General features: G+C 44.7%; 19 protein-coding genes and 1 riboswitch. Of the genes, 14 read left to right on the forward strand and 5 right to left on the reverse strand.

Translation table 11 applies throughout. The annotated features are described in order from the left end of the window. The first annotated feature begins 122 nt into the window (after positions 1–122). The 7 genes from cobA to AAC006_RS03380 all read left to right on the forward strand — a co-directional run bounded on the left by cobA (position 123) and on the right by AAC006_RS03380 (position 8,712). Positions 123–1,022, forward strand: a complete 900-nt coding sequence (cobA, locus tag AAC006_RS03350) for a uroporphyrinogen-III C-methyltransferase (protein ID WP_126872434.1) — start codon at positions 123–125, stop codon at positions 1,020–1,022. After that, a complete protein-coding gene (locus AAC006_RS03355; protein ID WP_126872435.1) occupies positions 1,006–2,001 on the forward strand; it encodes a glycosyl transferase family protein in 996 nt (331 codons plus the stop codon). Before cobA ends, AAC006_RS03355 begins: the two co-directional genes overlap by 17 nt. Positions 2,002–2,200: 199 nt before the next feature. After that, on the forward strand, positions 2,201–3,517 hold the full coding sequence (locus AAC006_RS03360) for a PAS domain-containing methyl-accepting chemotaxis protein (protein WP_126872436.1): 1,317 nt from the start codon (positions 2,201–2,203) through the stop codon (positions 3,515–3,517). Between the two features lie 416 nt (positions 3,518–3,933). Beyond that, positions 3,934–5,349, forward strand: coding sequence for a CmpA/NrtA family ABC transporter substrate-binding protein (locus AAC006_RS03365; RefSeq protein WP_126872437.1), 1,416 nt, complete (start codon positions 3,934–3,936; stop codon positions 5,347–5,349). 36 nt (positions 5,350–5,385) lie between these two features. Beyond that, on the forward strand, positions 5,386–6,381 hold the full coding sequence (locus tag AAC006_RS03370) for an ABC transporter permease (protein WP_126872438.1): 996 nt from the start codon (positions 5,386–5,388) through the stop codon (positions 6,379–6,381). 15 nt (positions 6,382–6,396) lie between these two features. Next, positions 6,397–7,263: an ABC transporter ATP-binding protein gene (locus tag AAC006_RS03375; protein ID WP_126872439.1), complete on the forward strand. Its 867-nt coding sequence runs from the start codon at positions 6,397–6,399 to the stop codon at positions 7,261–7,263. 300 nt (positions 7,264–7,563) lie between these two features. Continuing rightward, positions 7,564–8,712 carry an alginate export family protein gene (locus AAC006_RS03380; protein WP_260563487.1) on the forward strand — a complete coding sequence of 383 codons (1,149 nt, stop codon included), beginning with the start codon at positions 7,564–7,566 and terminating at the stop codon, positions 8,710–8,712. A 188-nt stretch (positions 8,713–8,900) separates the two neighbouring features. On the opposite strand, the gene AAC006_RS03385 is transcribed toward AAC006_RS03380, so the two are convergent. The 5 genes from AAC006_RS03385 to ccoG all read right to left on the reverse strand — a co-directional run bounded on the left by AAC006_RS03385 (position 8,901) and on the right by ccoG (position 15,096). After that, a complete protein-coding gene (locus tag AAC006_RS03385; protein WP_126872441.1) occupies positions 8,901–9,503 on the reverse strand; it encodes an HD domain-containing protein in 603 nt (200 codons plus the stop codon). Between the two features lie 120 nt (positions 9,504–9,623). Continuing rightward, positions 9,624–10,256 carry a thiol:disulfide interchange protein DsbA/DsbL gene (locus AAC006_RS03390; protein WP_126872442.1) on the reverse strand — a complete coding sequence of 211 codons (633 nt, stop codon included), beginning with the start codon at positions 10,254–10,256 and terminating at the stop codon, positions 9,624–9,626. A 197-nt stretch (positions 10,257–10,453) separates the two neighbouring features. Beyond that, positions 10,454–12,382, reverse strand: coding sequence for a TonB-dependent receptor (locus AAC006_RS03395; protein ID WP_126872443.1), 1,929 nt, complete (start codon positions 12,380–12,382; stop codon positions 10,454–10,456). A gap of 51 nt (positions 12,383–12,433) precedes the next feature. Next, positions 12,434–12,650: riboswitch (cobalamin riboswitch) on the reverse strand. Between the two features lie 44 nt (positions 12,651–12,694). Then, positions 12,695–13,666: a serine/threonine protein kinase gene (locus AAC006_RS03400; RefSeq protein WP_126872444.1), complete on the reverse strand. Its 972-nt coding sequence runs from the start codon at positions 13,664–13,666 to the stop codon at positions 12,695–12,697. Beyond that, complete coding sequence (ccoG, locus tag AAC006_RS03405) at positions 13,663–15,096, reverse strand: cytochrome c oxidase accessory protein CcoG (protein ID WP_126872445.1); 1,434 nt, start codon at positions 15,094–15,096, stop codon at positions 13,663–13,665. Before ccoG ends, AAC006_RS03400 begins: the two co-directional genes overlap by 4 nt. Positions 15,097–15,417: 321 nt before the next feature. Between ccoG and AAC006_RS03410 the strand changes: the two genes are divergently transcribed. The 7 genes from AAC006_RS03410 to AAC006_RS03440 all read left to right on the forward strand — a co-directional run bounded on the left by AAC006_RS03410 (position 15,418) and on the right by AAC006_RS03440 (position 24,196). Continuing rightward, positions 15,418–15,783 (forward strand): hypothetical protein, encoded by a 366-nt coding sequence (locus AAC006_RS03410; protein ID WP_126872446.1) that lies wholly within the window; start codon positions 15,418–15,420, stop codon positions 15,781–15,783. A gap of 285 nt (positions 15,784–16,068) precedes the next feature. Further along, positions 16,069–16,602 (forward strand): DUF3016 domain-containing protein, encoded by a 534-nt coding sequence (locus tag AAC006_RS03415; protein ID WP_126872447.1) that lies wholly within the window; start codon positions 16,069–16,071, stop codon positions 16,600–16,602. A gap of 203 nt (positions 16,603–16,805) precedes the next feature. Further along, on the forward strand, positions 16,806–18,263 hold the full coding sequence (gene gmtY / locus AAC006_RS03420) for a gamma-mobile-trio recombinase GmtY (RefSeq protein WP_339890673.1): 1,458 nt from the start codon (positions 16,806–16,808) through the stop codon (positions 18,261–18,263). Then, on the forward strand, positions 18,263–20,920 hold the full coding sequence (locus AAC006_RS03425) for an integrase family protein (protein WP_339890674.1): 2,658 nt from the start codon (positions 18,263–18,265) through the stop codon (positions 20,918–20,920). Before gmtY ends, AAC006_RS03425 begins: the two co-directional genes overlap by 1 nt. Continuing rightward, positions 20,920–21,597 (forward strand): gamma-mobile-trio protein GmtX, encoded by a 678-nt coding sequence (gmtX, locus tag AAC006_RS03430; RefSeq protein WP_339890675.1) that lies wholly within the window; start codon positions 20,920–20,922, stop codon positions 21,595–21,597. Before AAC006_RS03425 ends, gmtX begins: the two co-directional genes overlap by 1 nt. Beyond that, positions 21,597–22,034, forward strand: a complete 438-nt coding sequence (locus AAC006_RS03435; protein WP_339890676.1) for a VPA1267 family protein — start codon at positions 21,597–21,599, stop codon at positions 22,032–22,034. Before gmtX ends, AAC006_RS03435 begins: the two co-directional genes overlap by 1 nt. After that, complete coding sequence (locus AAC006_RS03440) at positions 22,031–24,196, forward strand: AAA family ATPase (RefSeq protein WP_339890678.1); 2,166 nt, start codon at positions 22,031–22,033, stop codon at positions 24,194–24,196. Before AAC006_RS03435 ends, AAC006_RS03440 begins: the two co-directional genes overlap by 4 nt. Positions 24,197–24,243 lie beyond the last annotated feature (47 nt).

Consider the following 24,243-nt stretch of genomic DNA (forward strand, 5'->3'; position numbering starts at 1 on the left):
ACCAAGCGGGTGGCTGATAAGAAAGCTACGCAGATTACTATCAAGAATGCTACTGGCATAGCATTTTGCATGAACGTGACTAACACAAGAGCGACGACGAACCTTGCTCTGGAGAGATTATCATGAACACTTTGTTTAACACCTTTGGGCTGTTGTTTCGCGATGCATTATCGCAACCTGCTCGTCACTCTACATCAGGTTTTTTAAGTGGATGGTTAGGCAACGGAAAAAGCGCGCCACGTAGCAAAAAAGAGGGCAAAGTGTACATTGTTGGGGCTGGCCCAGGCGATGTTGAATTACTCACCCTTAAGGCGCTTAGATTAATCAAACAAGCTGATATTGTTTTGTTTGACGCATTAGTGGGCAAAGATGTTATTGCTGAAATTCCCCGTCATGTGAAACGTGAATATGTGGGTAAACGCTGTGGTCAGCACAGTATGAAGCAGCAAGAGATTAGCGCGAAGGTGGTTGAGCTAGCGAAGGCCGGTCATTGTGTGGTGCGACTTAAAGGTGGCGACCCTGCGTTGTTTGCTAGAACTTGCGAAGAAACCATGGCACTGACAGAAGCAAATATTCCTTTTGCTATTGTACCTGGCATTACGGCGGCCTCAGGCATGTCTGCTTACACAGGTATCCCGCTAACGGATAGACGCTGTGCGCAGTCAGTAAGTTTTATTACTGCCCATTTTCAAAATCCTGAAGCATGGCCCGATATGCCCCAGTTGGCAAAAAACGTAGCCTCTCAAACCGTGGTGGTTTACATGGGATTAAGTCGTTTATCTACGTTATGTGAAGAGCTAAAGAAACAAGGTATTGCAGATGATTGGCCTGTTGCCGCGGTAGAAAATGCTACAAGTCCTCAGCAACGTGTTATTGAAGGTACCTTGAGTTCAATTAGTGAGCAGGTATCTCATGCGAATGTTAGTGGTCCTACGTTACTTATTTTTGGAAAGGTGGTAGAGTCACGACAACTCGTCAATACATCACTTTTACACAATAAGCAGCATGTCTCAGCAATTTAGCAACTATATAAAAATCATCGGCAAGGGCCAAAAAGGGGGGCGCAGTCTTACCCGCCAAGAAGCTTACGAGTCTATGAAGATGGTTTTGTCTAATCAGGTTACCGGCGATCAACGTGGTGCGTTTTTAATGCTCTTGCGTACGCGAGAAGAAACCCCAGAAGAAGTCATTGGGTTTATTGATGCATGCCGTGAATTACTAGAACCTGAACTTGCTAACTTAACACCCACGTTAGATGTGGGCTGTTATGCCGGTAAGCGCCGCCAGTTACCCTGGTATCTGTTATCGTGCGCGGTACTGGCTAAAAATAATTACACCATTATGCTACACGGCGCCCATGAGCCAGGCTCTGGTCGGTTATACGCTAGCAAAGCTTTACCTGCTTTGGGGCTTGAAGAAGTAAATAGTATTGCCGATGCCTCTCGCCAAATGGGTGAGTTTGGTGTTACCTACCTCGACCTGTCGCACTTATTGCCAGCGCTTAATACCATCATAAAATTACGTGAAGTATTTGGGTTACGCTCATGTGCAAATACCTTGGCGCGCTTGCTGAACCCGACGTCAGCTCCCTATTGTGTGCAGGGTGTCTATCACATGCACCTTGATCATAAACATTGTCGTGTGAATGAAAGTTTTCCTGCGTTCGAAGCGCTGTGCTTTCGAGGCGATGGAGGAGATCCGGAAGTAAACAGTGAACGAAAAACCGAACTCTATGTCACGCGCAATGGAAGTACCGAAGAAATTATTCTTCCAGAGTTGACAGAAAAAATGGCCCTCAAAGATACGCAAATGAACGTGAACGATATGCTCGCGGTTTGGCGAGGTGAGACTTCGCATCTTTATGGGGAACAAGCCATTCACGCAACCCTAGTGAGTTACCTTATCTTACTTGAAGGGTATGACGTAGATGAAGCGAATACGCTTGCCACACAAATGTGGGCAAAACGAGATAAAACCGCGTTACCCTTCACTCAGTATTAGGCCATTTGAAGTTAATGCTGTTGTCTTAGAATCAAATTATTTCCAAATTCTTCTAATAATTAAGTAACTTGTAAATCCTCTGCTATCTTTAGATCAGCCAAGTAAGGCAATAACGACTTTGCATCCTCGCTTGCTCTCATAAACGTTATGGGAAGTTTGTGTGAGCGAGATGCTATGCCCGAACGTCGAGGAGCACGGGATGTTTTTTAAGAATAAGCAATTGTTAGAAGAAGTAGAGCGTTTACGCAAAGATGTTGAATCGTTTCATACAGTGGAAAGTGAACTTAGGGCTGAAATGCTTTATGTCGAATTGGATAGAAACGGCAAAATCAGTAGAGTGAACGACAGCTTTTCAGATGCAATAGATTTTTCATCTAATGCACTTGATGGAAAAACCATGGATAGCCTCATTCCTCAGGGAGTGATGGGGCAGTCCGCCACGAAAGAGTTTATTGCCGCGATTAAGCAAGCACAGCATTGGCACGGTGCGATAAACCTTGCTAATGCTAATGGTGAAGACCGCTGGTTCAGAGGTATATTGCAGCCAATTACTAACGAATCCGGTGGTGTAGAACGCATCGCGCTGTACATGGCAGAGCAAACCAAAAATATTAATAAAAGTCGTGAAATGAACGATATGCTGGCTGCATTAAACCGTTCCATCGCGGTAATTGAGTTTGATCTGACAGGCAAAATTCTTAAAGCCAATGACAACTTTTTATCTACGATGGGCTACTCATTAGAGCAAATTCTTGGAAAGCATCACAAAATATTTTGCCCAGCAGATGAAGTCGACACACCAGAGTATCGACAATTTTGGAGTGACCTATCGCAAGGGAAAATGTTTTCAGACCGTTTTAAGCGGGTAGATAGTCGAGGCAATGATGTATGGTTGGAAGCCTCCTACAACCCTATTAGGAACGATCAAGGCGTGCTTTATAAGGTCGTTAAATTTGCTACAGCGATCACAGAACAAATGCAAAGAGAGTTTGCTATTTCTGAGGCCGCTAATGTTGCTTTCAATATATCGGAAGGTACGGGAGAGCAAGCCCAAAAAGGTAAAGAGGTAGTGGGTAGTATGGTGCGAATTATGGGGGAGCTCACTTCGCAGATGGGAACAGCTAGCGAGGGGATTCGCGAACTCGACGAACAGTCGCAAAAAGTGGCTGATTTAGTTAAAAGCATCAGTGGTATTGCCGATCAGACCAACTTACTGGCGTTGAATGCGGCAATTGAAGCCGCCAGAGCGGGCGACCAAGGAAGAGGCTTTGCCGTTGTTGCTGATGAAGTGCGCCAACTTGCGTCAAGAACCAGTACTGCCACTGAAGAAATTGTCAGTGTGGTAAATGAAAACAGAAAGCTTACCGAAAATGCGGTGCAACTTATTGAAGCGGGCCAGGAAAAAGCGAGAGAAGCGCTTGAGTACTCGACTGAGTCGGGCAAAGTCATGAACGAAATTCAAAATGGCTCCTCAGAAGTCGTAAACGCCATTGGTCAATTCACCCAACGGCTGTAAAGCCTGAAACGATAAATAAAGCACTGAGGGGGAGTGTGGTGTCTCCCTCGTGTTTCTATTCTCCTTCCCGCTGTGCATCAACCATCCCTATGCCGTGCATCGAACACTTCTAGTGCAATAAACGCACTGTTATTGTTCAGGCAAAAGAATGATTACCATTTGTGTTTTTGCTAAATCCTATTATTTCAGTGTGTTAGGGTTTTGGCACGAACTCTGCTTTATTAATGGCAGTTATACTATGAAGCAATACCAAAACAAAAAAGTACATTGAGTACTGGTAGCAACAACTAACACCCAAACAATAAGTTCGCCTGTACCTCATTAACTAATGATTACAGGCTCGGCATCGAAGCCCACCAAGCGCGACGTTTATTCGTCTACGCTGGTGGGTTTTTTTTTGGCTAAAGGAAACATAAATGACCAAGTTTAAAAACGTTTCAATGCTCAAACAAATAAAGAAAAAAATGACAGCAGGCTTAACCGCTGCGATAGCCCTTTCTTTTACCTTAGTCGCGCCACTTGCTAGCGCTCAAAGCGATGAAAAAGTGGGTTGGCCAGAAAAAGAAGAATTAAAATTTGGTTTTATCAAACTGACCGACATGGCGCCATTGGCCATCGCTTATGAAAAAGGCTTTTTTGAAGACGAAGGTTTATATGTCACCTTAGAAGCCCAAGCAAACTGGAAAGTATTGCTTGATAGAACCATTGACGGTCAACTTGATGGCGCTCACATGCTAGCAGGGCAACCTCTTGGCGCAACCATTGGTTTTGGTACCGAAGCGCATGTTGTGACAGCGTTCAGTATGGATCTAAATGGTAATGGCATCACTGTTTCAAACGAAATATGGGAAAAAATGAAAGCCCATATTCCGGTAGAAGACGGCAAACCTGTTCACCCCATTAAAGCTGATTATTTAAAGCCAGTGGTTGAAGAATACCGTGATGCAGGTAAGCCGTTTAACATGGGTATGGTTTTTCCTGTATCGACGCATAACTACGAGCTTCGATACTGGCTTGCTGCCGGTGGTATTCACCCAGGCTACTATGCACCACACAAAGGTGACAATGCTGGGCAGATTGATGCTGAAGCTTTGCTGTCGGTTACCCCTCCTCCTCAAATGCCAGCTACGATGGAAGCCGGTACTATCTATGGGTATTGCGTAGGCGAACCTTGGAACCAGCAGGCGGTATTTAAAGGTATTGGTGTGCCGGTTATTACCGATTACGAAATTTGGAAAAACAACCCAGAGAAAGTATTTGGTGTAAGCCAAGCGTGGGCCGATAAGTACCCGAATACACATATTCGCGTGGTTAAAGCGTTAATTCGAGCTGCCATGTGGTTAGATGAAAATGACAATGCTAATCGCCCAGAAGCAGTAAAAATATTAGCGAAAAGCAACTATGTTGGCGCCGATGAAGATGTGTTGGCTAACAGCATGACAGGCACCTTCGAATATGAAAAAGGCGATAAGCGTGAAGTACCAGACTTCAACGTATTCTTCCGTTATAACGCCACTTACCCGTTTTACAGTGATGCGATTTGGTATTTAACGCAAATGCGCCGCTGGGGACAAATTTCAGAGCCTAAATCAGACGATTGGTATAAAGAGACTGCACGTAAAGTGTATAAGCCAGAGGTTTACGCCATGGCTGCAAAAGCACTTATTGCCGAAGGAAAAGCAAAAGCGACGGACTTCCCAGCGTTTGCCACTGAAACTGGCTTTAAACCACCTCAATCTGAATTTATCGACGGCGTTACCTACGACGGTAGCAAGCCAAATGCTTATCTTGAGCAGTTTGGTATTGGGCTAAAGGGTGAAACTGTTCTTTAACAGTTTCACAGTCATACACAAATAGCGGAGAACAACATGAGTAAGATGGCAAATATATTAAGCTTTTCGCCAGCCAAGTCACCAATGAGCGGTACCATGGGGGCGGTTTATAGTCGAGCACCCGCTTTATTATTGCCTCTTATTGGCCTTTTGATGTTCCTCGCTGTTTGGAATGGTGTGGCGAAAAGTATTGATACCTCACTCGGGCAATTCCCTGGTCCTGCTCAAGTGTGGGAGCAAGCAGGTTCGCTTATTGCTGAGCACAGTGCACAGCGAGAAAACGCTAATGCGTTTTACTCCAGACAAGAAGAGCGCAACGCCGCTCGGGTTGCACAAGACCCAACTTACGAACCAAAAATTCGTGAGTATACCGGTTCACCCACCTTCTTTGATCAAATATGGACAAGTCTTTACACCGTCATGGTGGGGTTTCTTATTGCCTCAGTGATTGCTGTACCTGTGGGTATTTTATGTGGGCTGAGTAAGTCAGCCTATGCGGCCATTAATCCGCTCATACAACTGTTTAAACCTGTATCACCTTTAGCATGGTTACCATTGGTCACTATGGTCGTGAGCGCGCTGTATGTTAGCGACGACCCTATGTTTTCAAAGTCATTTGTAACATCGGCACTCACGGTATCTTTATGCTGCCTTTGGCCCACGCTAATTAACACTGCGGTGGGTGTGTCTGCTATTGATAAAGACTTGATTAACGTGAGCAAGGTACTGCGTTTAACGCCGATGTCTCATTTAACAAAAATCATTCTGCCTTCTTCTATTCCTATGATTTTCACAGGGTTAAGACTGTCACTTGGCATCGGCTGGATGGTATTGATTGCGGCAGAAATGCTGGCGCAAAACCCAGGTCTTGGTAAGTTCGTCTGGGATGAATTTCAAAATGGTAGTTCAGAATCTTTGGCTCGCATCATGGTAGCGGTGCTCACTATAGGCGCTATCGGTTTCATACTCGACAGGATAATGCTGTCGGTTCAACGTGCAGTGAGCTGGGACAAAACCAGCGTATTACGGTAATTAAGGAGAAAGAACATGCAAGCTAAACACTTGGAATTAGAACAAGTAGGCATCGATTTCCCTACACCGAAAGGCCCATTTACGGCACTTACTGATGTAAACCTTAAAATTGCGAAAGGTGAGTTTGTTTCATTAATCGGTCACTCGGGCTGTGGTAAATCAACCGTGCTTAATATTGTGGCGGGTTTACACCAAGCTACCACGGGCGGAGTCATACTCGATGGTGCTGAAGTGAAAACGCCTGGGCCAGAGCGTGCGGTTGTTTTTCAAAACCACTCGCTATTACCTTGGTTAAGCGTTTATAAAAATGTGGAATTGGCCGTAAAGCACACCATGCGTGGCAAGTCTAAAAAAGAAATGCGAGATTGGATAATGCACAACTTAGAGCTTGTGCATATGACACATGCTCTTGATAAATTACCTAGTGAGATATCTGGTGGCATGAAGCAACGTGTTGGTATCGCTCGCGCATTAGCGATGGAACCCAAAGTCTTACTCATGGATGAGCCCTTTGGGGCACTAGATGCGTTAACCCGCGCGCACCTGCAAGACTCATTAATGGAAATCCATGCCGATTTAGGCAATACAGTGATTATGATCACCCATGATGTAGATGAAGCCGTATTGCTTTCAGATAGAATAGTGATGATGAATAACGGCCCAGCTGCCACTATAGGCGAAATCCTCGATATTGAGCTGCCTAGACCCCGAGACAGGCTTAAGCTGGCTGACAACCCTCAGTACAACCACTACCGACATGAAGTGCTGACCTTTTTGTATGATAAACAAAAAAAAATTGAGCCGGTGTCTTCCCATATCAAATCTAACCAAGCTGGAGGTGGTTCTGCAAAAAAAGCGAACAGTAAATCCGACGCAGCTTGAGTTAGGCGTTTAACGCTGATTCAAAGCGCGACACATAAGTCGCTAAAACTTATTTAAACCCTTAGGTGCTTATCCCATTTTTTACTGGGAGGGAGCCCCTTAACTAAAAATCGTCAATAAGAACGCTAACCATCAAACGTTAACATCGTTAATAACAAGGGAACGCACATGAATACGCAAGATATGAAACCATCAACAGCGCTGACAAAAGCACCGTCAAATAGGTTTACACCGGCACAAAAGCGCTTTACTCAAGCTGCACTGACAAGTGCTATGTTGGCGTGTTTTAGTGCGCCATCAATGGCGCAGAGCTGGCATGATGTGCTTAGTGAGGCGTCTACATGGGCAGATTTGAACTTACGTTATGAATCAGTCGACCAAGATAATGCACTTGATGATGCTAGTGCATTAACACTTCGTACTCGCCTGGGTTTTAAATCCGGAACGTTGAACGGGTTTTCCTTTACCGCAGAAGTGGAAGATAGCCGCATTGTTATGGGGCAAGGCGATTATACAGTAGGCCCTACAGGTTATAACGTAGGTGAGTATTCAGTGATTGCAGATCCTGAAACTACAGAAGTGGATCAAGCGTTTATTCAGTACAAGAATGAAAAGCTTACACTTAAAGGGGGCAGACAAGTGATTGCCCTCGATAATCACAGGTTCGTAGGGCATGTGGGATGGCGTCAAGATAGGCAGACCTTTGATGGCGTTACTGCTACCTATGCGCTTAACGAGAAAGTGAATTTCTTTTATGGGTACCTTACCCAGCGAAATCGAATTTTTGCACAAGCCGCTGATTTTGATTCAAAAGATCATTTATTCAACGCGAGTTTCAAAACAGCGGTAGGAAAATTTACCGCTTACGGTTATTTATTAGAAATTGATAATGACACCGATAATGCGCTTGATACCTACGGTATTCGCTATAACGGCAGTATGAAAGGTGAGACAGTGAACTGGGCATACGGCGCTGAATTTGCTACGCAAAGCAGTGAGTCAGGCTCTGGCGAAACCGCTACCGACTATGATGCTAGTTACATTAATGCAAACCTTGCAGCTACCTTTTCAGGTATTACCGCGAAGATTGATTATGAATTGTTAGGCTCTGACGACGGTGCATATGGTTTTGCCACGCCACTGGCCACCCTGCATAAATTTAACGGTTGGACCGACCAATTCTTAGGTACACCTGCACAAGGTCTTCAAGATGTTACTTTCTCTTTATCCGGAAAATTAGCGGGTGGTAAATGGTTGCTGGCCTATCATGATTTTAGTGCCGATGAAGCCTCAGCCGAGGTGGATGATTTAGGTAGCGAAATTAACGTACAGTACGTAACTAAAGTGATGGATAAGGTCACGCTTGCGGTGAAGTATGGTAGCTACTCGGCTGGTGATATCAAAGTAGACGCCAATAAGCTATGGGTGTGGGCAAGTACGCGTTTTTAATCATGCTTGAGGGTGTTTGATGCCGTTGTTTTAAAAAACGACATCAAATAAGCCCCACCAGCAGGGCCGACAAAACAGATTCACCAACAGGCCCATTAAAAAGACTTATAAAAAAAGGTGTTAGAGAACAGACTCTCTAGCACCTTTTTTGTCGTTTATGAGCGCGAAGGTCAGGGCGTTTAATCGCTTTAGCTTTTTGCTGGAAGCAGCCACTTATTCTGTACCGCGGTATCTAATTGACGCGTCACGTAATCCCATAATTTAGGTGCACAATGCTTCAAGTGTAAGTTACGTTTTTCTATCTTATCTCGGGTAACAGCATGTTTATTCCAACTACCACCTTGATTTTGCATGTTTTGAAACACAGGAAGCACTCGGTCCATCGCCTTGGCAAACTCGGCATCAGGGGTCTTTGCTTCTTCAAACTCTACCCATAGTGATAATAACTCATCGGCATAGGAACTCGGCAGTAAGCCAAAAATACGCTTTGCCGCATCAAGCTCTTTTTCTGCTTGCGCGTGGTGTTCAGAGACCTCGTTGAAGGCAAACAAATCGCCTGCATCAATTTCCACTACATCATGAATCAAAATCATACGAATAACCCGAGCGACATCAATAGGTTTCTCGGAATAATGTGCCAAGGTACTGGCCATAAGTGCAACATGCCAACTGTGCTCGGCAGAGTTTTCTTGGCGATCGCCATCACAAGGCAAGGTTATTTGGCGCTTAACACTTTTTAGTTTGTCTAATTCGCAAATAAAGGCACTGAAATCTTCCGGTAAAAACGACATGAATCGCTCCTGCTTTTTTACGTATTAAAAATGAAAATGGGCCTTAGCGATAACCGCTACGGCCCATTTAATTCTGCATTGAAATAGGCATGTTGCAGCCTATTTCAATAATTTTAAAAATTACTTTTGCTCAGATAACCAAACAATCAAATCAGCAATATCATCAAAGGTCATTTCAGCAGTAAACTTAGGCTGATATTTACCATTAATAACAAAGCTTGGTACGCCTGTAAGGTAGTCTCGGTTCTTATCGATAAGCTGCTGGTTCTTACGAATCATATTGTTTACACCAAAGCTGGTGGCTAACTTATCAAACTCAGCGCCATCAACACCGTTTACCACAAAGATGTTACGCAAATCTTTAAGGTTGGTAATGGTTGCGCGTTGCTTATGAATGTAGTTGAAGATAGCTGTGTTCATTGCATCTTCTTGTTTCATTGCACGGGCAATTAACATGGCATGGGTGGCGGCATCTTGAACGTCAGGGCCGGTAAAGCGCATAAAGTTAACATGCACTTTTTCAAACTTAGTGTTCTCGCCTTTCTTCTCTTTAATTTGTTTTACGATTGGCTCAAATTGGAAGCAATGTGGGCACCAGAACGAGAAGTATTCTGTGATAACTGGCTTTTTAGTCGCTTCTTCATCTAATACCGTGTAATGGGTACCTTCTTTCCATTTAGCTGTACCTTCTTGGGCACATGCGGTTAATGGCAAAAGCATTGCCATTACAAACAACACTGCAAACTTCTTCATGTAATTGAATCCTTTGATTTCAAATCTATCTATCAATGCTGAGGTTACCACAGGCTTTTATTGGGCACTAGTTTACGCGACAAGCGAGCGGAAAAATGCAACGAATGGATGATATCTGAGGGGGAAGTTTCGCTTCTTCGTAAAGAAGAAGCGAATAAAGTGTCACTATTTTAGTTTAAAAAGTGACGGAATAGGTGTTACTGGTGATTGTAGCTCACCGATAGCAATGCACGTCGTTCTTGTCCTGCATAGCCCACGATATCCTCGTAGTCAGTATCAAAAAGGTTATTCACTTTTAATGATAACGCCCACTTTTCAGAAACTTGGTAGCCAAGGTTAACTGACGCTAGGGTATAAGCTGACAACCCTAAGGTTTCTGCATTAGCAGGGTAGGGAGGGAAGTAAGTATCGTAATGGGTGCCCGTATAGGCCAGTTTTGCATAAAGGCTAAATTTCTCGGTACCTAAATCAGACAATACCGATAATGCGCCTTGATGACGTGCACGGCGAAGCTCTGTGCTGGCAATGCCAAAACTGGTTTGATCAGCGTCTAAATAGCTATAAGATGCCGACACTTTCGCTAAATCGCTAAGCCAAGTTACTTCAACGTCTACGCCGTCACGGCTACTTTCACCATCTACATTGGCAGCGGTGTACACGCCTTGGGTGGCGTCATAAACGAAGCCATTAATTTCGTCTTCAAGTTGGGCACTATAAGCACTCATCTGTGCGGTAACCGAATTCCAATCTGCTTTTACGCCCACTTCCCACTCTTCGCTCTCTTCGGGCGTTAAGTCAGGGTTACCAATAAAGCTATCTGGGAAATAGCCAAATCGTTCAGTAAAGGTTGGGGTTTTAATCGCCTTACCGTAGCTTGAAAATAGTGCATAGGTTTTTGATACTTGCCACGTTAGGCCCGCGCGATAACTAACGGCGTCATCAAATTCACTGTTGTTGTCGAACCTTGCGCTTAAGGTCGCAAAAACATTATCAACGAGGTCACCAGTGGCTTCACCAAATAAGCTGGTCGTATTGTCGTGCTGCTTTTGATTTGGATCGCCAAATACAACAGGGCCACGTTGTTCAAACAAACGTTGTAAGTATTCAGCACCACCCGCTACTTGCCAGTTATCAAAGTTGTAAAAACTTGTCCAATTTAGGGCTAAGCGCTCCCCCGTGGTGCCACCTGCATCGACACCTGATGTGGTGTTGTCATTGTCGTCTTTTCGGTAATCGAAAGACACAGTAGACGCATAGGCAGATGCATCTGGCGCGTAGCGCCAAGCTAGTTTAGTACTAAGTTGGCTACCATCAGTCACATTGTCGGCATCAGCAGGTAATCCGGTGGTGACATAGTCGGTACCATCGTAATCATTTTCGTATTGGGTGCTGCGAAATTTCGCACTTAATGTGTGTGCATCAGCCAATGCGTAATCAACGTTGATGCCTGCGGTCATGTTGTCATAACCGTCATCTTCATTACCCACGCGGGAAATGTTATCGCCATCTGTTTTTAGGTAATTGGCGTAGGTGCGCACAGCCACATCGCCATTTTGCGTGGCGGCATTAATGCTGCCTTGGTAAGTACCTTGTGTGCCTATTCCCGCACTTAAATTAATGCTAGGTTTTGCACTGGCTCCTTCACCTGCTTTGGTGGTGATACTTAATACGCCACCAATTGCGCCACTGCCCCATAAGGCACTTTGCGGGCCACGTAGTAGTTCTATACGTACCACGTTCGCCGAGGTTAAGTGGGCCAAGTCTATCAAGCTTCCTTGGCCAATATCGTTAGACACTACGCCATCAATAAGCACAAGCAAGTGATTACTTTCGCTGCCTCGAACACGAAGTTCGGTAAGGCCGCCTGGGCTACCTGATTGGGAAAGGCTTACGCCAGGTAAACCGCGAATTAAATCGGTAAGTTGTACAGCGCCTGAGGCTTGAATATCTTGCTCGGTTAATACGCTTACCGATGCAGGCAGCTTAGCTATTTGTACAGGCAAACGGGTGCCAGTAACGGTGAGTGTTTCTATGGTATCAGGAGTTTGCGCTAAAACAGGTGCTGACAGCAGTGTAGCCACGGCAGCGTAAACTGCAGTGCAGGTAAAGTGTGTTTGAAATTTCATTGTATTTCTCGCTATGTACTCCGCCCGAGTACAAGGGTGAATGTAAGCAGAATAACTGCCGTGAAGCTAGGCCGGTATCCGGGCTCACTCACCAATACTGTGTATGGTTTCTCTGCCTTCCCATGTCGCGACATAAATATCGATGACACAGTGGCGTATTAAGGAGAATGTGTGTGTTCACACTGAGTTTACCGTTGCGGGGGCAGCATCAGATTTCACTGATTTCCCGTTTAACCCATAGATGGGCACCTAAGCGCGAAGGAGTATAGCTTAAGTGCCTAATAAATAGCGAGTGTGTTCAGGTTTTGCCAGCTAATACCCGAGTTTTAGAGGCGGTTCCTGCATGGCTGAAAGCTGTTCCTTTAACGCAAGAATTTGACCTTCCCAGTATTTATCGTCGGCAAACCATGGAAAGGCGCGAGGGAAGGCTGGATCTTCCCAGCGGCGAGACAGCCATGCCATATAGTGCACCATTCGCATGGCGCGAAGGGGTTCTATTAACACAAGCTGATTAGTATTAAATGGCTGAAATTCTTCATAGGCTTCAATCAACGTATCAAGTTGCAATAGTTGTTGCTGTCTGTCGCCACTTAACATCATCCATAAATCTTGGATAGCAGGGCCCATCCGACAGTCATCTAAATCAACAAAGGTAGGGCCATCACGCCATAGAATATTTCCGGGGTGGCAGTCGCCGTGCAATCGAATGACGTCGGTGGCTTTATAAGCCGAAGAGGCTGCGGTTATCACGGGGTTCAAAATAGCAAAAAATGCTGTTTTAAGATGATTGGGCAACAAGGTACTATTTTCTAAAACCTGTCTAGGTTCATCTAAATAGCTTTGCGTATCGATATCAGGGCGTTGTTTAAAGGTTTTCGCTTGAGACACGCGGTGAATACGGCCAATAAAGCGGCCCATCCATTCCAGCTGGTCTAAATTATCGTTCTCAAACTGGCGCCCACCTACCGAAGGGAAAACGGTAAAGCGATAATCGCCATGGTGGTGAAGGGTTTTTCCGTTTAGCGCTAAAGGCGCAACAATCGGAATTTCGCTTTCAGCAAGTTCTTGGGCAAAGCTGTGTTCTTCCAAAATTTGCGCGTCTGTCCAACGGGCAGGCCGATAAAACTTAACCACATAACGTTTGTTGTCATCGGCTTGAAACTGGTAAACCCGGTTCTCATAACTATTGAGAGCAAGTAAGCCGCTTTGAAGAAAAATGCCCTGAGTCTCCAGGGCATCTAATATAGTGTCTGGATCTAATCCAGAAAACGAAAAGTCTTTCATCGATAAAGGAATTTGGTTGGCTCATTAACCGTAACGTTTTCACCTGAATCGGTGGTAGTGGTAACGGTGAATTGAATGTCTGTTACCACATCTTCCAGATTATACGGGTCAGTTGCAACCGAAATCGGTGTGCTATAAACCTCACCACCTTGCACTGTCACTTCTTTATTGCCAATAAAGGTGTATTCAGGCAGTCCTTGTACCGAAATGGTATAGGTATGAGTTTGCTGAGATTTGTTCAATACTTTAACGGTATAAACGTTCTCAATTAACCCTTCATTCGTTTCACGGTATAACGAGTTACGGTCGCGAATAATATCAATTTCAAGGGGTACTCGGGTCACAATGTCAGCAACCAATAACCCTGTCATGACAATAAGCACGATAAGGTAGCCAATCAGCTTAGGCCGTACGATATGTGTTTTACCCCCCGCAAGCTCTTCTTCCGACGTAAAGCTTATAAGCCCTTTGGGGTAACCCATTTTATCCATTACGCCGTTACAGGCATCTACGCACGCACCGCAGTTAATGCATTCATACTGCAAACCGTTTCGAATATCGATGCCGGTGGGGCAAACCTGCACACAGAGGTTACAGTCAATACAGTCGCCCAAGCCTTTTTCATGTACCTGTTCATGGCTTAGTTTACGAGGGCGAGGGCCTCGCTGTTCGCCTCGTTTGGCATCGTAAGAGACGGTAAAGGTGTCTTTGTCGAACATGGCCGATTGAAAACGGGCATAAGGGCAAATATGGGTACACATGATTTCTCGCATGTAACCCGCATTGGCATATGTGCACACTGCAAAAAAGATCACTGAAAACGCGGCCCAGAAACCTGTATTAAAGGTGAAAAAATCAATAAAGAGCGCGCCGATTGGGGTGAAATATCCCACAAAGGTGAGTGCGGTAAGTAAAGCAACCGCCACCCAAGCCGTATGTTTGAGGGTTTTGCGAATAAATTTATCCGCATCCATGTTTCGCGCGTCTAGCTTAATGCGTTTATTTCTAGGGCCTTCTATCTTCTCTTCAAACCAAGTGTAGATATATACCCAGGTAGTTTGAGGGCACATGAAGCCGCACCAGACCCTGCCTGCAAAGGTCGTCACGAAGAACAGCGCGAATGCGCCTACAATAAAAATGTAGGCAAGCAAGGTTAAATCTTGCGGCCATAACGTTAACCCAAAGATAGAAAAGCGCTGCTCTACAATATCGAGTAGCACTGCCTGCTGGCCATTAAATCTTATCCAAGGAATAGCGGCGAAGATGGCGAGAAAAAACAAACCGAAAAAACGTCTGAATGTTTCAAGAGGGCCTTTAACCGCACGAACATAAATACGACTACGCGAGTCGTATCGCTTCCCTTCAGTGGTTGATGCGGGTTTGTGCACCTTTACTGGAGTAACGTTTTTAACCGGAATTTGTTCGTTCATTTTTTCAAAACCTTAGCCAACTTCTTGTATTGCGCGGCGCATTATAACAGGTGAAAATTCAGCGTGTTTAACATAGATCAATGATAGAGCTAATGATCATCTTTATTTATCTTTCAGTCAATACTGAAAGTTCAGAAATTATATTTTATCAATCTATCTTTACTTAATGCTAGTTGACTACTATGACGATAATAGTTTTTAATACCGAATGAAAATTATACAAGTAATTATCCTTTTGATTTTTTTGACGAAAATGTTTGTTGAAAATAACTAACGATAGCTGCGTTGTTTGAATTAAGTATAGTAGTGGAATAATTTTAAATGCTTCGTTTCTTTGTAATCTGTGCCGAAATTGTATTATTGGTGATTGTGCTACGTTCGCCTTTTGTTCAATACTTTTTTTCAGATATACAAAGTACCGTCTCAGGTTGGTTTGTTTCTATTTCTGAGTTACCTGAACAAAGAGAGCTGGATGCGTTAAGAGATCAGGCGGCGGCGCAGCTTGCGCCTTTAAAAGAATTCGAAGCAAACTACCTTCGAAGAATTCTGGCAAGTCGTTCAACGGTCATGCGCTTTCATATCGCATATTGCGAAACCACCGATATAAACCCTAATTTTAGCCGCGGCAAGCGCCAGCAATTGTGCGCAATGATAGAGCAATCTAAGCTACTGGAGCCCGATAAATAGCTACTGGAGCCCGATAAATAATTACTGGAACCCGATAAATAATTGGCGTTAAAGGTATTGTTTCTTCCGTTGTGCCTTCTAATCCTTCCACTCTGTTACCGTGTATATAGATAAAGCCATTCACTTTACGTTCAGCTACCTGTGCTATTATTGAGCATATAGTTGTGATAAAAGTAGTAACATTGCTATAAGTTGAAGTCATGCTTCACTAAGCGCCGTTACCCGCTTACTCAGTTTTTTGTCGCTGACTAATACCGGGTTTTTAGAAACGAGGTAGGGGGTTACATGAAAATAGCTAAGTTAACGAGTGTATCTGCGCTCTTGCTCGCCAGTGTGGGTATGTCTGGTGTACTGCAAGCGGCACAGGTTGAAGTAACCTGGGAAGAACCAAAGTCTTACCGAGATGTTAAGCCTTCGAATGAATCTCGAACTCGCTTTAGAGAACGCACTTTTAAAGAGCTCGATGAGTTTTTTACTGAACTGGCAGAAAAGCTTCCTGACGATCAAAAACTGTCAATTACCGTCACTGACTTAGATTTAGCCGGTCAGGTGTGGCCAGCATCTTTTGTTGGTATGGGGCAGTCTGCTACGGATGTCAGGATCATTAAAGAAATAGATATTCCTAGAATGTCATTCTCATATGTACTTACAGGCGGTGACAGCACAGTGCTTAAAAGCGAAGAGGTTAAGATCAAAGATATGATGTTCATGAATACCGTTAATCGTAGGTTACCCAGCGATAATCTGGTTTACGAAAAGAACATGATTGAAGATTGGTTTAACGATACGTTTGCAGAAAGCCTTGTTGCTAATAAGTAGTTACGTTTAGCGACCAGCTGTTATTTGCTATACCAATATGAATAAAAAAACCGCCTAAACATTATATATAGTAATTTAAAGGGTGTATATTGTGTATTAAGGCAGAGAAACCTGCCTTTTTATTGCACAACTAACGCTATAGGTATATAGTCAATGGTGTGTACAAGGTGTATAAGTGTATAAGTGTATAAGGAAAGCATAGTTTGTCATCAGTAAAAGTTAGAGCAACGATTGTAGAGGACAATACGGGCATCAAAAGCCAACTGCCTATCTTGCTAACTGAGCAAGGAGAGTTAAGTACGGTCACGGACTATCTACTCAAGCTAGAGCTGGACGGTGTGAGTAACTCCGTCATGAATGGATTTCTTCAAGCTGTGTCCTTGTTGCTGGATTACATGGAAGCCAATAGAGGATTGTTTGACGATCCGAAGTTGCTCTTTCAGACCTTTTCTAAGCGGTTGTATACAGGAACGATTGGTGAGGATGGACTTGACCCATCAGGTTTGTATTGGGTGCCAAGTTCAACCAGTAACGTGAATAAGCATATTCATCGATTGACGGCATTCACAGATTGGTTGGCAAACAAGCACGGCACTGCGTCCATGAATCCCTTGCGTGATGCTACCCCGCATGAGCAGCGATTGAATTACGCAGCATGGTATCGCAAAAACCAAAACGATTTCCTTGGTCATATTGAAGATAAGACCGTCAATAAAACCATCCGTAAGGCGCGAACTATTAAGGGGCGCACACCACTCACCAAAACCGAAGATGACGCCATCGCCTTTCCTGAAAAGTATTGGGAAGATTTTTATATAAATGGCATCGGTGGCGCAAGCGACCCACGAGTGGCACTCAGGGATAAGTTAATACTCCTTCTCATGCACGGTGGCGGGTTACGCGAAAGTGAAGCTTTAACGCTTTGGGTGACAGACGTATTTGAAGATCCCTATAACCCTGATAGTGCTATCGTTCGAATTTATAACGAAATTGACGGTAAAGCGCCTAGTGACCCTGAAGTTCGTTCTAAAAATCAGAATAGAGAAACGTACTTAAAAGAAAAGTATGCGCGTATCCCTCGCCAGCGCATGAAAGGCACAGCACATCTTGGTTGGAAAAACCGTGTGGTTGACCATAAAGATAACTACATACAGGTTCAGTGGTTCCCAACCGACTACGGCAAAGTGTTTATGTCACTTTGGAAGACCTACCAGAAGTACCGCGCCAGCATCGACTGTCACCACCCTTATGCGTTTATTTCTTTTCATCACAGTGCCTTTGGCAACCCTTACACCATCAACGCTTTCCATGACAACTACGCCAATGGCTTGAAGCGCATAGGTTTAGAACCAAGCAAAGCTGAAGGTAAAGACCCTCACGGGCATCGTCATAATTATGGTAGACGAATAGAGCGCTCAGGAGTTAACCCCTTGGTGATTCGCCGCTGTATGCACCATAAGTCCCTAGATTCACAAATCCCCTACACAGGCAAAGGTCAGCAGGAAATCTCTGATGAACTGACCCAAGCGACACTGCAACTGGCAAACCCTGAATCCAAAGTCAAAGCACTCGACTGGAAAGCACTGGTTGAGCATGGCTTTGATGACATCGACCCACAGGGTTACTTCACGGGAAAACGTCCAAAATTGAGAGGTAAGTAATGGCAGTAAAAGGAAGAAAACAAGATGGACGTTCAAAAGATTTATCTTTTAATTGGATGTTAACGACGTTAGGAGCTGAATGGCAACAATGGCAAGAGTTTGCTTCAGATTGGATGGGGGTTCAGACTTCTGGAATCGATACAAAACTAACTGCTCTTTCTCGATTTTTTGATCTTTACCTACAAGAGCAGGCACCCTACGCATATGATTTATCATTGTTTTTTAAGGGCTGTGATGGACATGTTTGTTCTAGCGAAGACCTTGAAGCCAGAACCCGGAATGATGTTAACTCTCCTGATAAAGTGCAAAAGTATGTCAATCACGTTTGTAACTTCATTGACTTTGTTATTGATAATTACTTTTCAGAGGAAGATGACAACGGAAATCCTACACCTATAGTCCAAAACCCACTGAGCAGAATCAAAATACAAAGTTCCAGAGTGGAGACTGTCAGAACCCCCTTACCTTATCGGTATATCCAAAATTTGAGGCAAATCCTATGCCCAATGCCAGATAAATCTGAATTAATGGTTATTAAGAAAAACCTTAAGCAGGATTCCTCCTTCCTTCCACCTTATCATTATCGCCACTTTAAACATTGGTCATGGGCGTATCAGTGTACCGAACAATTCAACGCGAATTGTGACTGGTTTGAAGTGGAATCAGAAATAATTGATGAGTCCGATCCTGATTGCATATGGCGAGTGAATGAAGTTACTCGAAAAGGTAAAAAGTGTAATGTTTACCAAATGTGGTCACCTGTCAGGGCAATGGTTATTTTCATGAAATTGCACTTACCATTAAGAACTTATCAAGTCTGTATGCTAGATAGCGGAGAGGCCGATACGTGGCGTTATGAACAAGGGCAATGGATACTCAATGATAAGCATGACTTTGCGCTTGGTAATGAAAAACGCCCATTTGGGAAAGGTATTTTCCGTCGCATTCACGACACTATGACAGGCCAGCATTCGACAGGGCTGTATATCAATACCAATAAGACCGCAGATCAAAACAAAGATGAGCTTGAGCGTGGTTACCTTATCCCGTGGGAAAACAAAGAAGTGCTGTATTGGCTAGAAAAACTAAGGAACTGGCAGGAGAAATATAACCCTATTGATAAACCCACTGATTGCAGCACACTAGGCACAAAACACACTAAACACAAAAAATCACCCAAGCAGTTAGAAAGCATGGGGGAGGTTGCCTTTTTGTTTCGTGATGCATCAGCGAAAGGAGAGGACAAGAGCAAGCCTGTCATTTCCCGCAATATCGCACCCTTTTGGTATCATCTTCTTCTCGCATTAGAAAGCCAGCTTTTAGTGCAAGGTGATAGTCTCGATAATGGGGAACGATTAAAACTGGTTGTGGACTACACAGAAGGAACACCAATATTAAACAAAGTTTCTACACTCTTTCCTTTACACAGTTTGCGAGTCTCACTCATCACGGCTTACACAATGGATACACAATTGCCATTGCCTGTGATTTCTAAGCTATTGGCAGGGCATACGCGCCTGTTGATGACCATCTACTACAACAAAATCACCCCGTCAGTGATGGCAGAGAAGATGGATGAGGCACATGGTGAGTTGGATGCCAAATCCAAACAATCGGTGCGCAACTTCCTCAAAGATGCCTCGATGGAGCAAATTCAGTGCAAGATGGTGTATCACAGTGATGATAGCATTCAGGCGGCACTGATTAACCGGAATCCAATCGGTTGGGAAGAACGCTCGTGTGGCTTGTGTTTGGTCGGTGGCAACACCGTGAAATCGGATGAAGTCAGTACCCTTGGTGGTTGCTGGAACGGTGGTGAGTTGATTAGAGATGCAAAAGCCGCTACCAATCGTACTTACGGCAGCGTACCCCACGGCCCCGAAAACTGTATTCGTTGCCGCTGGTTTATTACCGAAGCTTATTATCTTAAGCCACTCAATGCCCACTTCAACCAACTGAGTTACAAGGCGAATCAAGCGGCTAATCTCTCTGTGGAAATTGAAGGGGAACTGGAAGCCCTAAAAGACGACCGGTTCTTCTGTGAAGAGCAAGGCAAACCATTTATCAAGCACGATGAACTGCAAGCCCTACAGCGCCGCTATGAAAAACAACAAGTCGAAGCCGATGAATACGCCAAAGACTGGATAGCGTGTTTTGGGCTTATCAATAAAATCATTCGTGTCGAAGAAACCAGAAATGAAGATGACACCAAAGATAAGCTGATTGCGGTTGGCTCTGAGCAAGATGTCAGCCATGCCTTGAAGTTTATCGAAACCGACTCTGAATTGTTACACCTATCTCTTATTTGTGATGATGCGGAGTTCTACCCTGATTTGCAGGACGAACTTCGAAAAACCCCTGCCATAGAAAAGCGTTCACGCAAGCTCAGTCGTGTACTGATGAAAAAAGGCTTCGAGCCGATTTTCATGGAAATGGACGACAAACAACAGCTCATCGCCGCCAATGCCATGCTGCGCCAAATGGCAAAAATCGCCGACCCTGACGACAAACTTGAAGGCTACCGCAAGGTGGCGAGCTACATCGAAGCGGGTGAATACCTGACTGACAACAAGCTGTTCGCGGAGGGTGTCAGTGCATTGACTGACAAAGCCATTAATCTAAATGGTATCGCACTACCGAACTTATTGGAGGACTAATGGAATTGGATATTGATGTCATTCTGGCTGACTTAAAAGAAGGCAAAGTGCCTCGCACTCAGCAAAATCTCGATAAGCTAAACGACACGCTGAAAGCCTATGCGGAATCAGGGCAGCGTGATTTCTCCATCACGCAAATTGGGCGCGTGTCTGCCGAAAATGGTGGATTAGCGTATGAGGCTTTGCGTGCTACCCGTAACAAGCACTACCGAACACTCATCGAAGCATGGGCGGCAAAGTACAATACCAATACCAAAAAACCGCTATCCAACACCTCACGGTCTAAATCCATTCCTGCGGATAATAAGCTGTTAGAGCGTATCCCAGACCCTGCGGTACGCGCCTTGTTTGGTCAAATCATTGCCGAGCGTAACCGCTACCGCAAAGAGGTGAATTTACTCAAGCAACACGCCAATATTACCATCGACAAACGCCCAGTGCGCCAGTTTGACACCACCGCAGAGCCAAGCGTGGAAGTGCTGCCATCCCTATCAGGCGTACTCACCGAATCAGAGAAAAAAGCCTTAGCGTATGCCATTTCTGATGAATGTATGGAAAAAAACGACTGGCAAACTACTCAGGCGGGTCAGGTAAAAGACATGGAATACAATAGCGAAGTCTTCCCTAGAGGCTTTGTCACAGGGCTTCGCAAGCTATTGGGTGAGGTAGATAACTAATGGCAAGTGGGCAGCAGAAAGCGCAACAAAACCTTGAGGCATTTGAAGTCTGGAAAGCCACACAGACGGACGATGAACTTAAACAAATCGTGTTCAGAGGCCAGCTTAATCGTATCGAGGTGGCAAAGGGTATTGGTTGTGGAAAATCGGCTTTAAACCAAAACCCTGCCCTCAAGAAAGCACTCAAAGCCTTAGAAGATGAACTGCGTAGTAAAGGTGTCCTGCCACCGTTGACTGACGCTGCCAAGAAGAATGAAGGCAAACCTCAAGCCTACGACAACACAGCAAATCGAAAGCTTCTCGATTCAAAACGGGTGTCGTCATTAGAAGCTGAGAACATTGAATTGAAAGCTAAGGTCAGGGAGCTTGAAAAGCGACTTGAGCGCTTTGGTGAGCTATCTGAAACCTTATCCGAAATGGGGTTGATGCCACGATGAAAACCGCTTCGCATGAAGACCAAATGCGTGTAACCAGTATCCCTTACCGCTCGACCAAGATGGTGATATTCAGCGGTGTACCGCTGGCGAAAGACTCTTACAAAACCAATAGTGGGAAGTATTACGTCACCATCAAAGCCGACCCCGATAGCATCCCTGTGCTTCCAACGCTGGGTCAGCATTGGTCAGTCAAAGGCGCTCGCCAGATAGAAAATATGGAGATGGGTGATTATGTGATGCAGCAGCACACGTATGAATCACCCAAGCATATTGAATGCACTTTACCCGAAACAGGTGAGCAACTGATACGCTTTATCGTCAGAGAAAGTGACTTCAAGGGTATTGGCGAAAGCAAAGCTAGGGCGCTCTGGAGGCTCTTGGGTAAAGACTTTCATGCCACACTGAGAAATGACACCCCGGAGTCCAGAAAGCGTCTGACATCGATTTTGAGTGAAGATTCAGTGAAAGCGCTCTTTAAGGGGTACGCCAAATATAAAAATCTGGCACATTGCAACTGGATGAGCGAGCACAGCATCCCCGCCAGTGTGCAGCAACGGCTGCTCAAGCATCACGGTGAAGCCTCCATAGAGGTAATTAAGGATAATCCTTATGCTTTGATGGGCTTTGGTCTTTCGTTCAGTGTCATTGAAGACATTATCAAGGGAACGGATTTTAAGAGCGATGTTGCGCAGGATGACCCAAGAAGGCTCAGCGCGGCTCTGGAAATGGCGATCCGCAAGGAGATTGAAAAAGGTCACACCTATACCACTCATGCCAATGTGCGCCCTTACCTCAACAAACTATTGAAAGACAAAACACTGGTCACTCAGGCGTTTCAATCAGGTCATGATAAAGCCCAGTACATTTTAAATCCCGATACAGGAGCTTACCACCCAACGGCGCAACTTCTGATGGAAAGTGTCGTTGCCAAACGGTTAAATACACTGATTAAGCGAAATGACTTGTTTGATGAAAACGCCAATGCTGCGTATTGCTCTGCGGTTGCGGAGCTTCCCTACGAATTAACGCCTAAACAAATCGAAGCCGTCACAACGTGTCTGGATAATTCGGTAAGCTGTATTACGGGCGGCGCAGGAACAGGCAAGACAACGGTACTCAGAACGGCTCTCAGGGCATACCATCAACTTGGATTTGAAATACACGCCGTTGCGCTCAGTGGCCGTGCTGCAATGAGACTGCATGAATCCATCGGTTTTGTTACCTCAACCATTGCCAAATTGCTCCGTGAAGACCCCATAGAACCCAGTGTCGAGAAAACAAATCACCTACTGGTGATTGATGAGGCAAGCATGATTGACTTGCCAACCATGTATCGTCTTGTGAATCACATTCACCCCTCTGTACGATTGATATTCACTGGCGACCCCGACCAACTTCCACCAATCGGCTGCGGCAAGGTGTTGGCAGACATCGTTGAAGCAAAAACGGTGGCTAATACGATGCTAGATATCGTCAAGAGACAGGAAGGGTCAACGGGTATCCCCGAATACTCAAAGCTCATCAATCAAGGTGTGATGCCTGATCGATTAAGTACGGGAGCAATACACTTTCACGAAACTAGTAAAACAGACATTGCCAAAGTCTGTTATGAGCTTTACCAACAGTGTCCTGAAAACAGTCGCGTCATGGCTCCCACCAAAGCACTTGTATCAGAAATCAATAAGCTCACCCAGCAAGCGGTCAACCTAAACAGTGATAGTCTTGAATTTGAAATTAATGGTGACAAGTTCTTTCTGCCACTCCGCCTTAATGATGCGGTGTTATTTACGCAGAATCATTACGACAAAGGCATTCAGAACGGCTCACTTGGCACACTAACCAGCGTCAAACCTTCTGGTGATAGTTACGGAGAGGTCACACTTGATACGGGTGATAAGGTCGAGGTGACGCAATCCGTTCTAGATTGCATGGAGTTGGGTTATGCGATCACTTTGCACAAGGCTCAAGGGTCACAGTTTCCACGCATCATCATCGCTCTGCAAGACGGAAGAATAGTAGATAGAGCATGGCTCTATACGGCAATCACGAGAGCTGAAAGTGAAATCCATATCGTTGGTAGTCGCGATGATATGAAGCAGATCACCGAGGCACCTAGTCAATCTCATAAGCGGAATAGCTATCTGAGAGAGCTTTTGCGCTAGGTATTTCAAGCTTATTATGCCCATTGTTAACTTTCTATATGTTCCAA

It is taken from the genome of uncultured Alteromonas sp., from assembly GCF_963976965.1.
Lineage (GTDB): Bacteria > Pseudomonadota > Gammaproteobacteria > Enterobacterales > Alteromonadaceae > Alteromonas > Alteromonas naphthalenivorans.

Coding starts and splice junctions, on each gene's coding strand:
- AAC006_RS03425 (WP_339890674.1), top strand. CDS start 18,263: ATGGCAGTAAAAGGAAGAAAACAAGATGGACGTTCAAAAGATTTATCT.
- gmtX (WP_339890675.1), top strand. CDS start 20,920: ATGGAATTGGATATTGATGTCATTCTGGCTGACTTAAAAGAAGGCAAA.
- AAC006_RS03370 (WP_126872438.1), top strand. CDS start 5,386: ATGAGTAAGATGGCAAATATATTAAGCTTTTCGCCAGCCAAGTCACCA.
- AAC006_RS03380 (WP_260563487.1), top strand. CDS start 7,564: ATGGCGCAGAGCTGGCATGATGTGCTTAGTGAGGCGTCTACATGGGCA.
- AAC006_RS03365 (WP_126872437.1), top strand. CDS start 3,934: ATGACCAAGTTTAAAAACGTTTCAATGCTCAAACAAATAAAGAAAAAA.
- AAC006_RS03375 (WP_126872439.1), top strand. CDS start 6,397: ATGCAAGCTAAACACTTGGAATTAGAACAAGTAGGCATCGATTTCCCT.
- AAC006_RS03410 (WP_126872446.1), top strand. CDS start 15,418: ATGCTTCGTTTCTTTGTAATCTGTGCCGAAATTGTATTATTGGTGATT.
- AAC006_RS03385 (WP_126872441.1), bottom strand. CDS start 9,503: ATGTCGTTTTTACCGGAAGATTTCAGTGCCTTTATTTGCGAATTAGAC.
- AAC006_RS03395 (WP_126872443.1), bottom strand. CDS start 12,382: ATGAAATTTCAAACACACTTTACCTGCACTGCAGTTTACGCTGCCGTG.
- AAC006_RS03435 (WP_339890676.1), top strand. CDS start 21,597: ATGGCAAGTGGGCAGCAGAAAGCGCAACAAAACCTTGAGGCATTTGAA.
- AAC006_RS03390 (WP_126872442.1), bottom strand. CDS start 10,256: ATGAAGAAGTTTGCAGTGTTGTTTGTAATGGCAATGCTTTTGCCATTA.
- AAC006_RS03355 (WP_126872435.1), top strand. CDS start 1,006: ATGTCTCAGCAATTTAGCAACTATATAAAAATCATCGGCAAGGGCCAA.
- cobA (WP_126872434.1), top strand. CDS start 123: ATGAACACTTTGTTTAACACCTTTGGGCTGTTGTTTCGCGATGCATTA.
- AAC006_RS03440 (WP_339890678.1), top strand. CDS start 22,031: ATGAAAACCGCTTCGCATGAAGACCAAATGCGTGTAACCAGTATCCCT.
- AAC006_RS03360 (WP_126872436.1), top strand. CDS start 2,201: ATGTTTTTTAAGAATAAGCAATTGTTAGAAGAAGTAGAGCGTTTACGC.
- AAC006_RS03400 (WP_126872444.1), bottom strand. CDS start 13,666: ATGAAAGACTTTTCGTTTTCTGGATTAGATCCAGACACTATATTAGAT.
- AAC006_RS03415 (WP_126872447.1), top strand. CDS start 16,069: ATGAAAATAGCTAAGTTAACGAGTGTATCTGCGCTCTTGCTCGCCAGT.
- ccoG (WP_126872445.1), bottom strand. CDS start 15,096: ATGAACGAACAAATTCCGGTTAAAAACGTTACTCCAGTAAAGGTGCAC.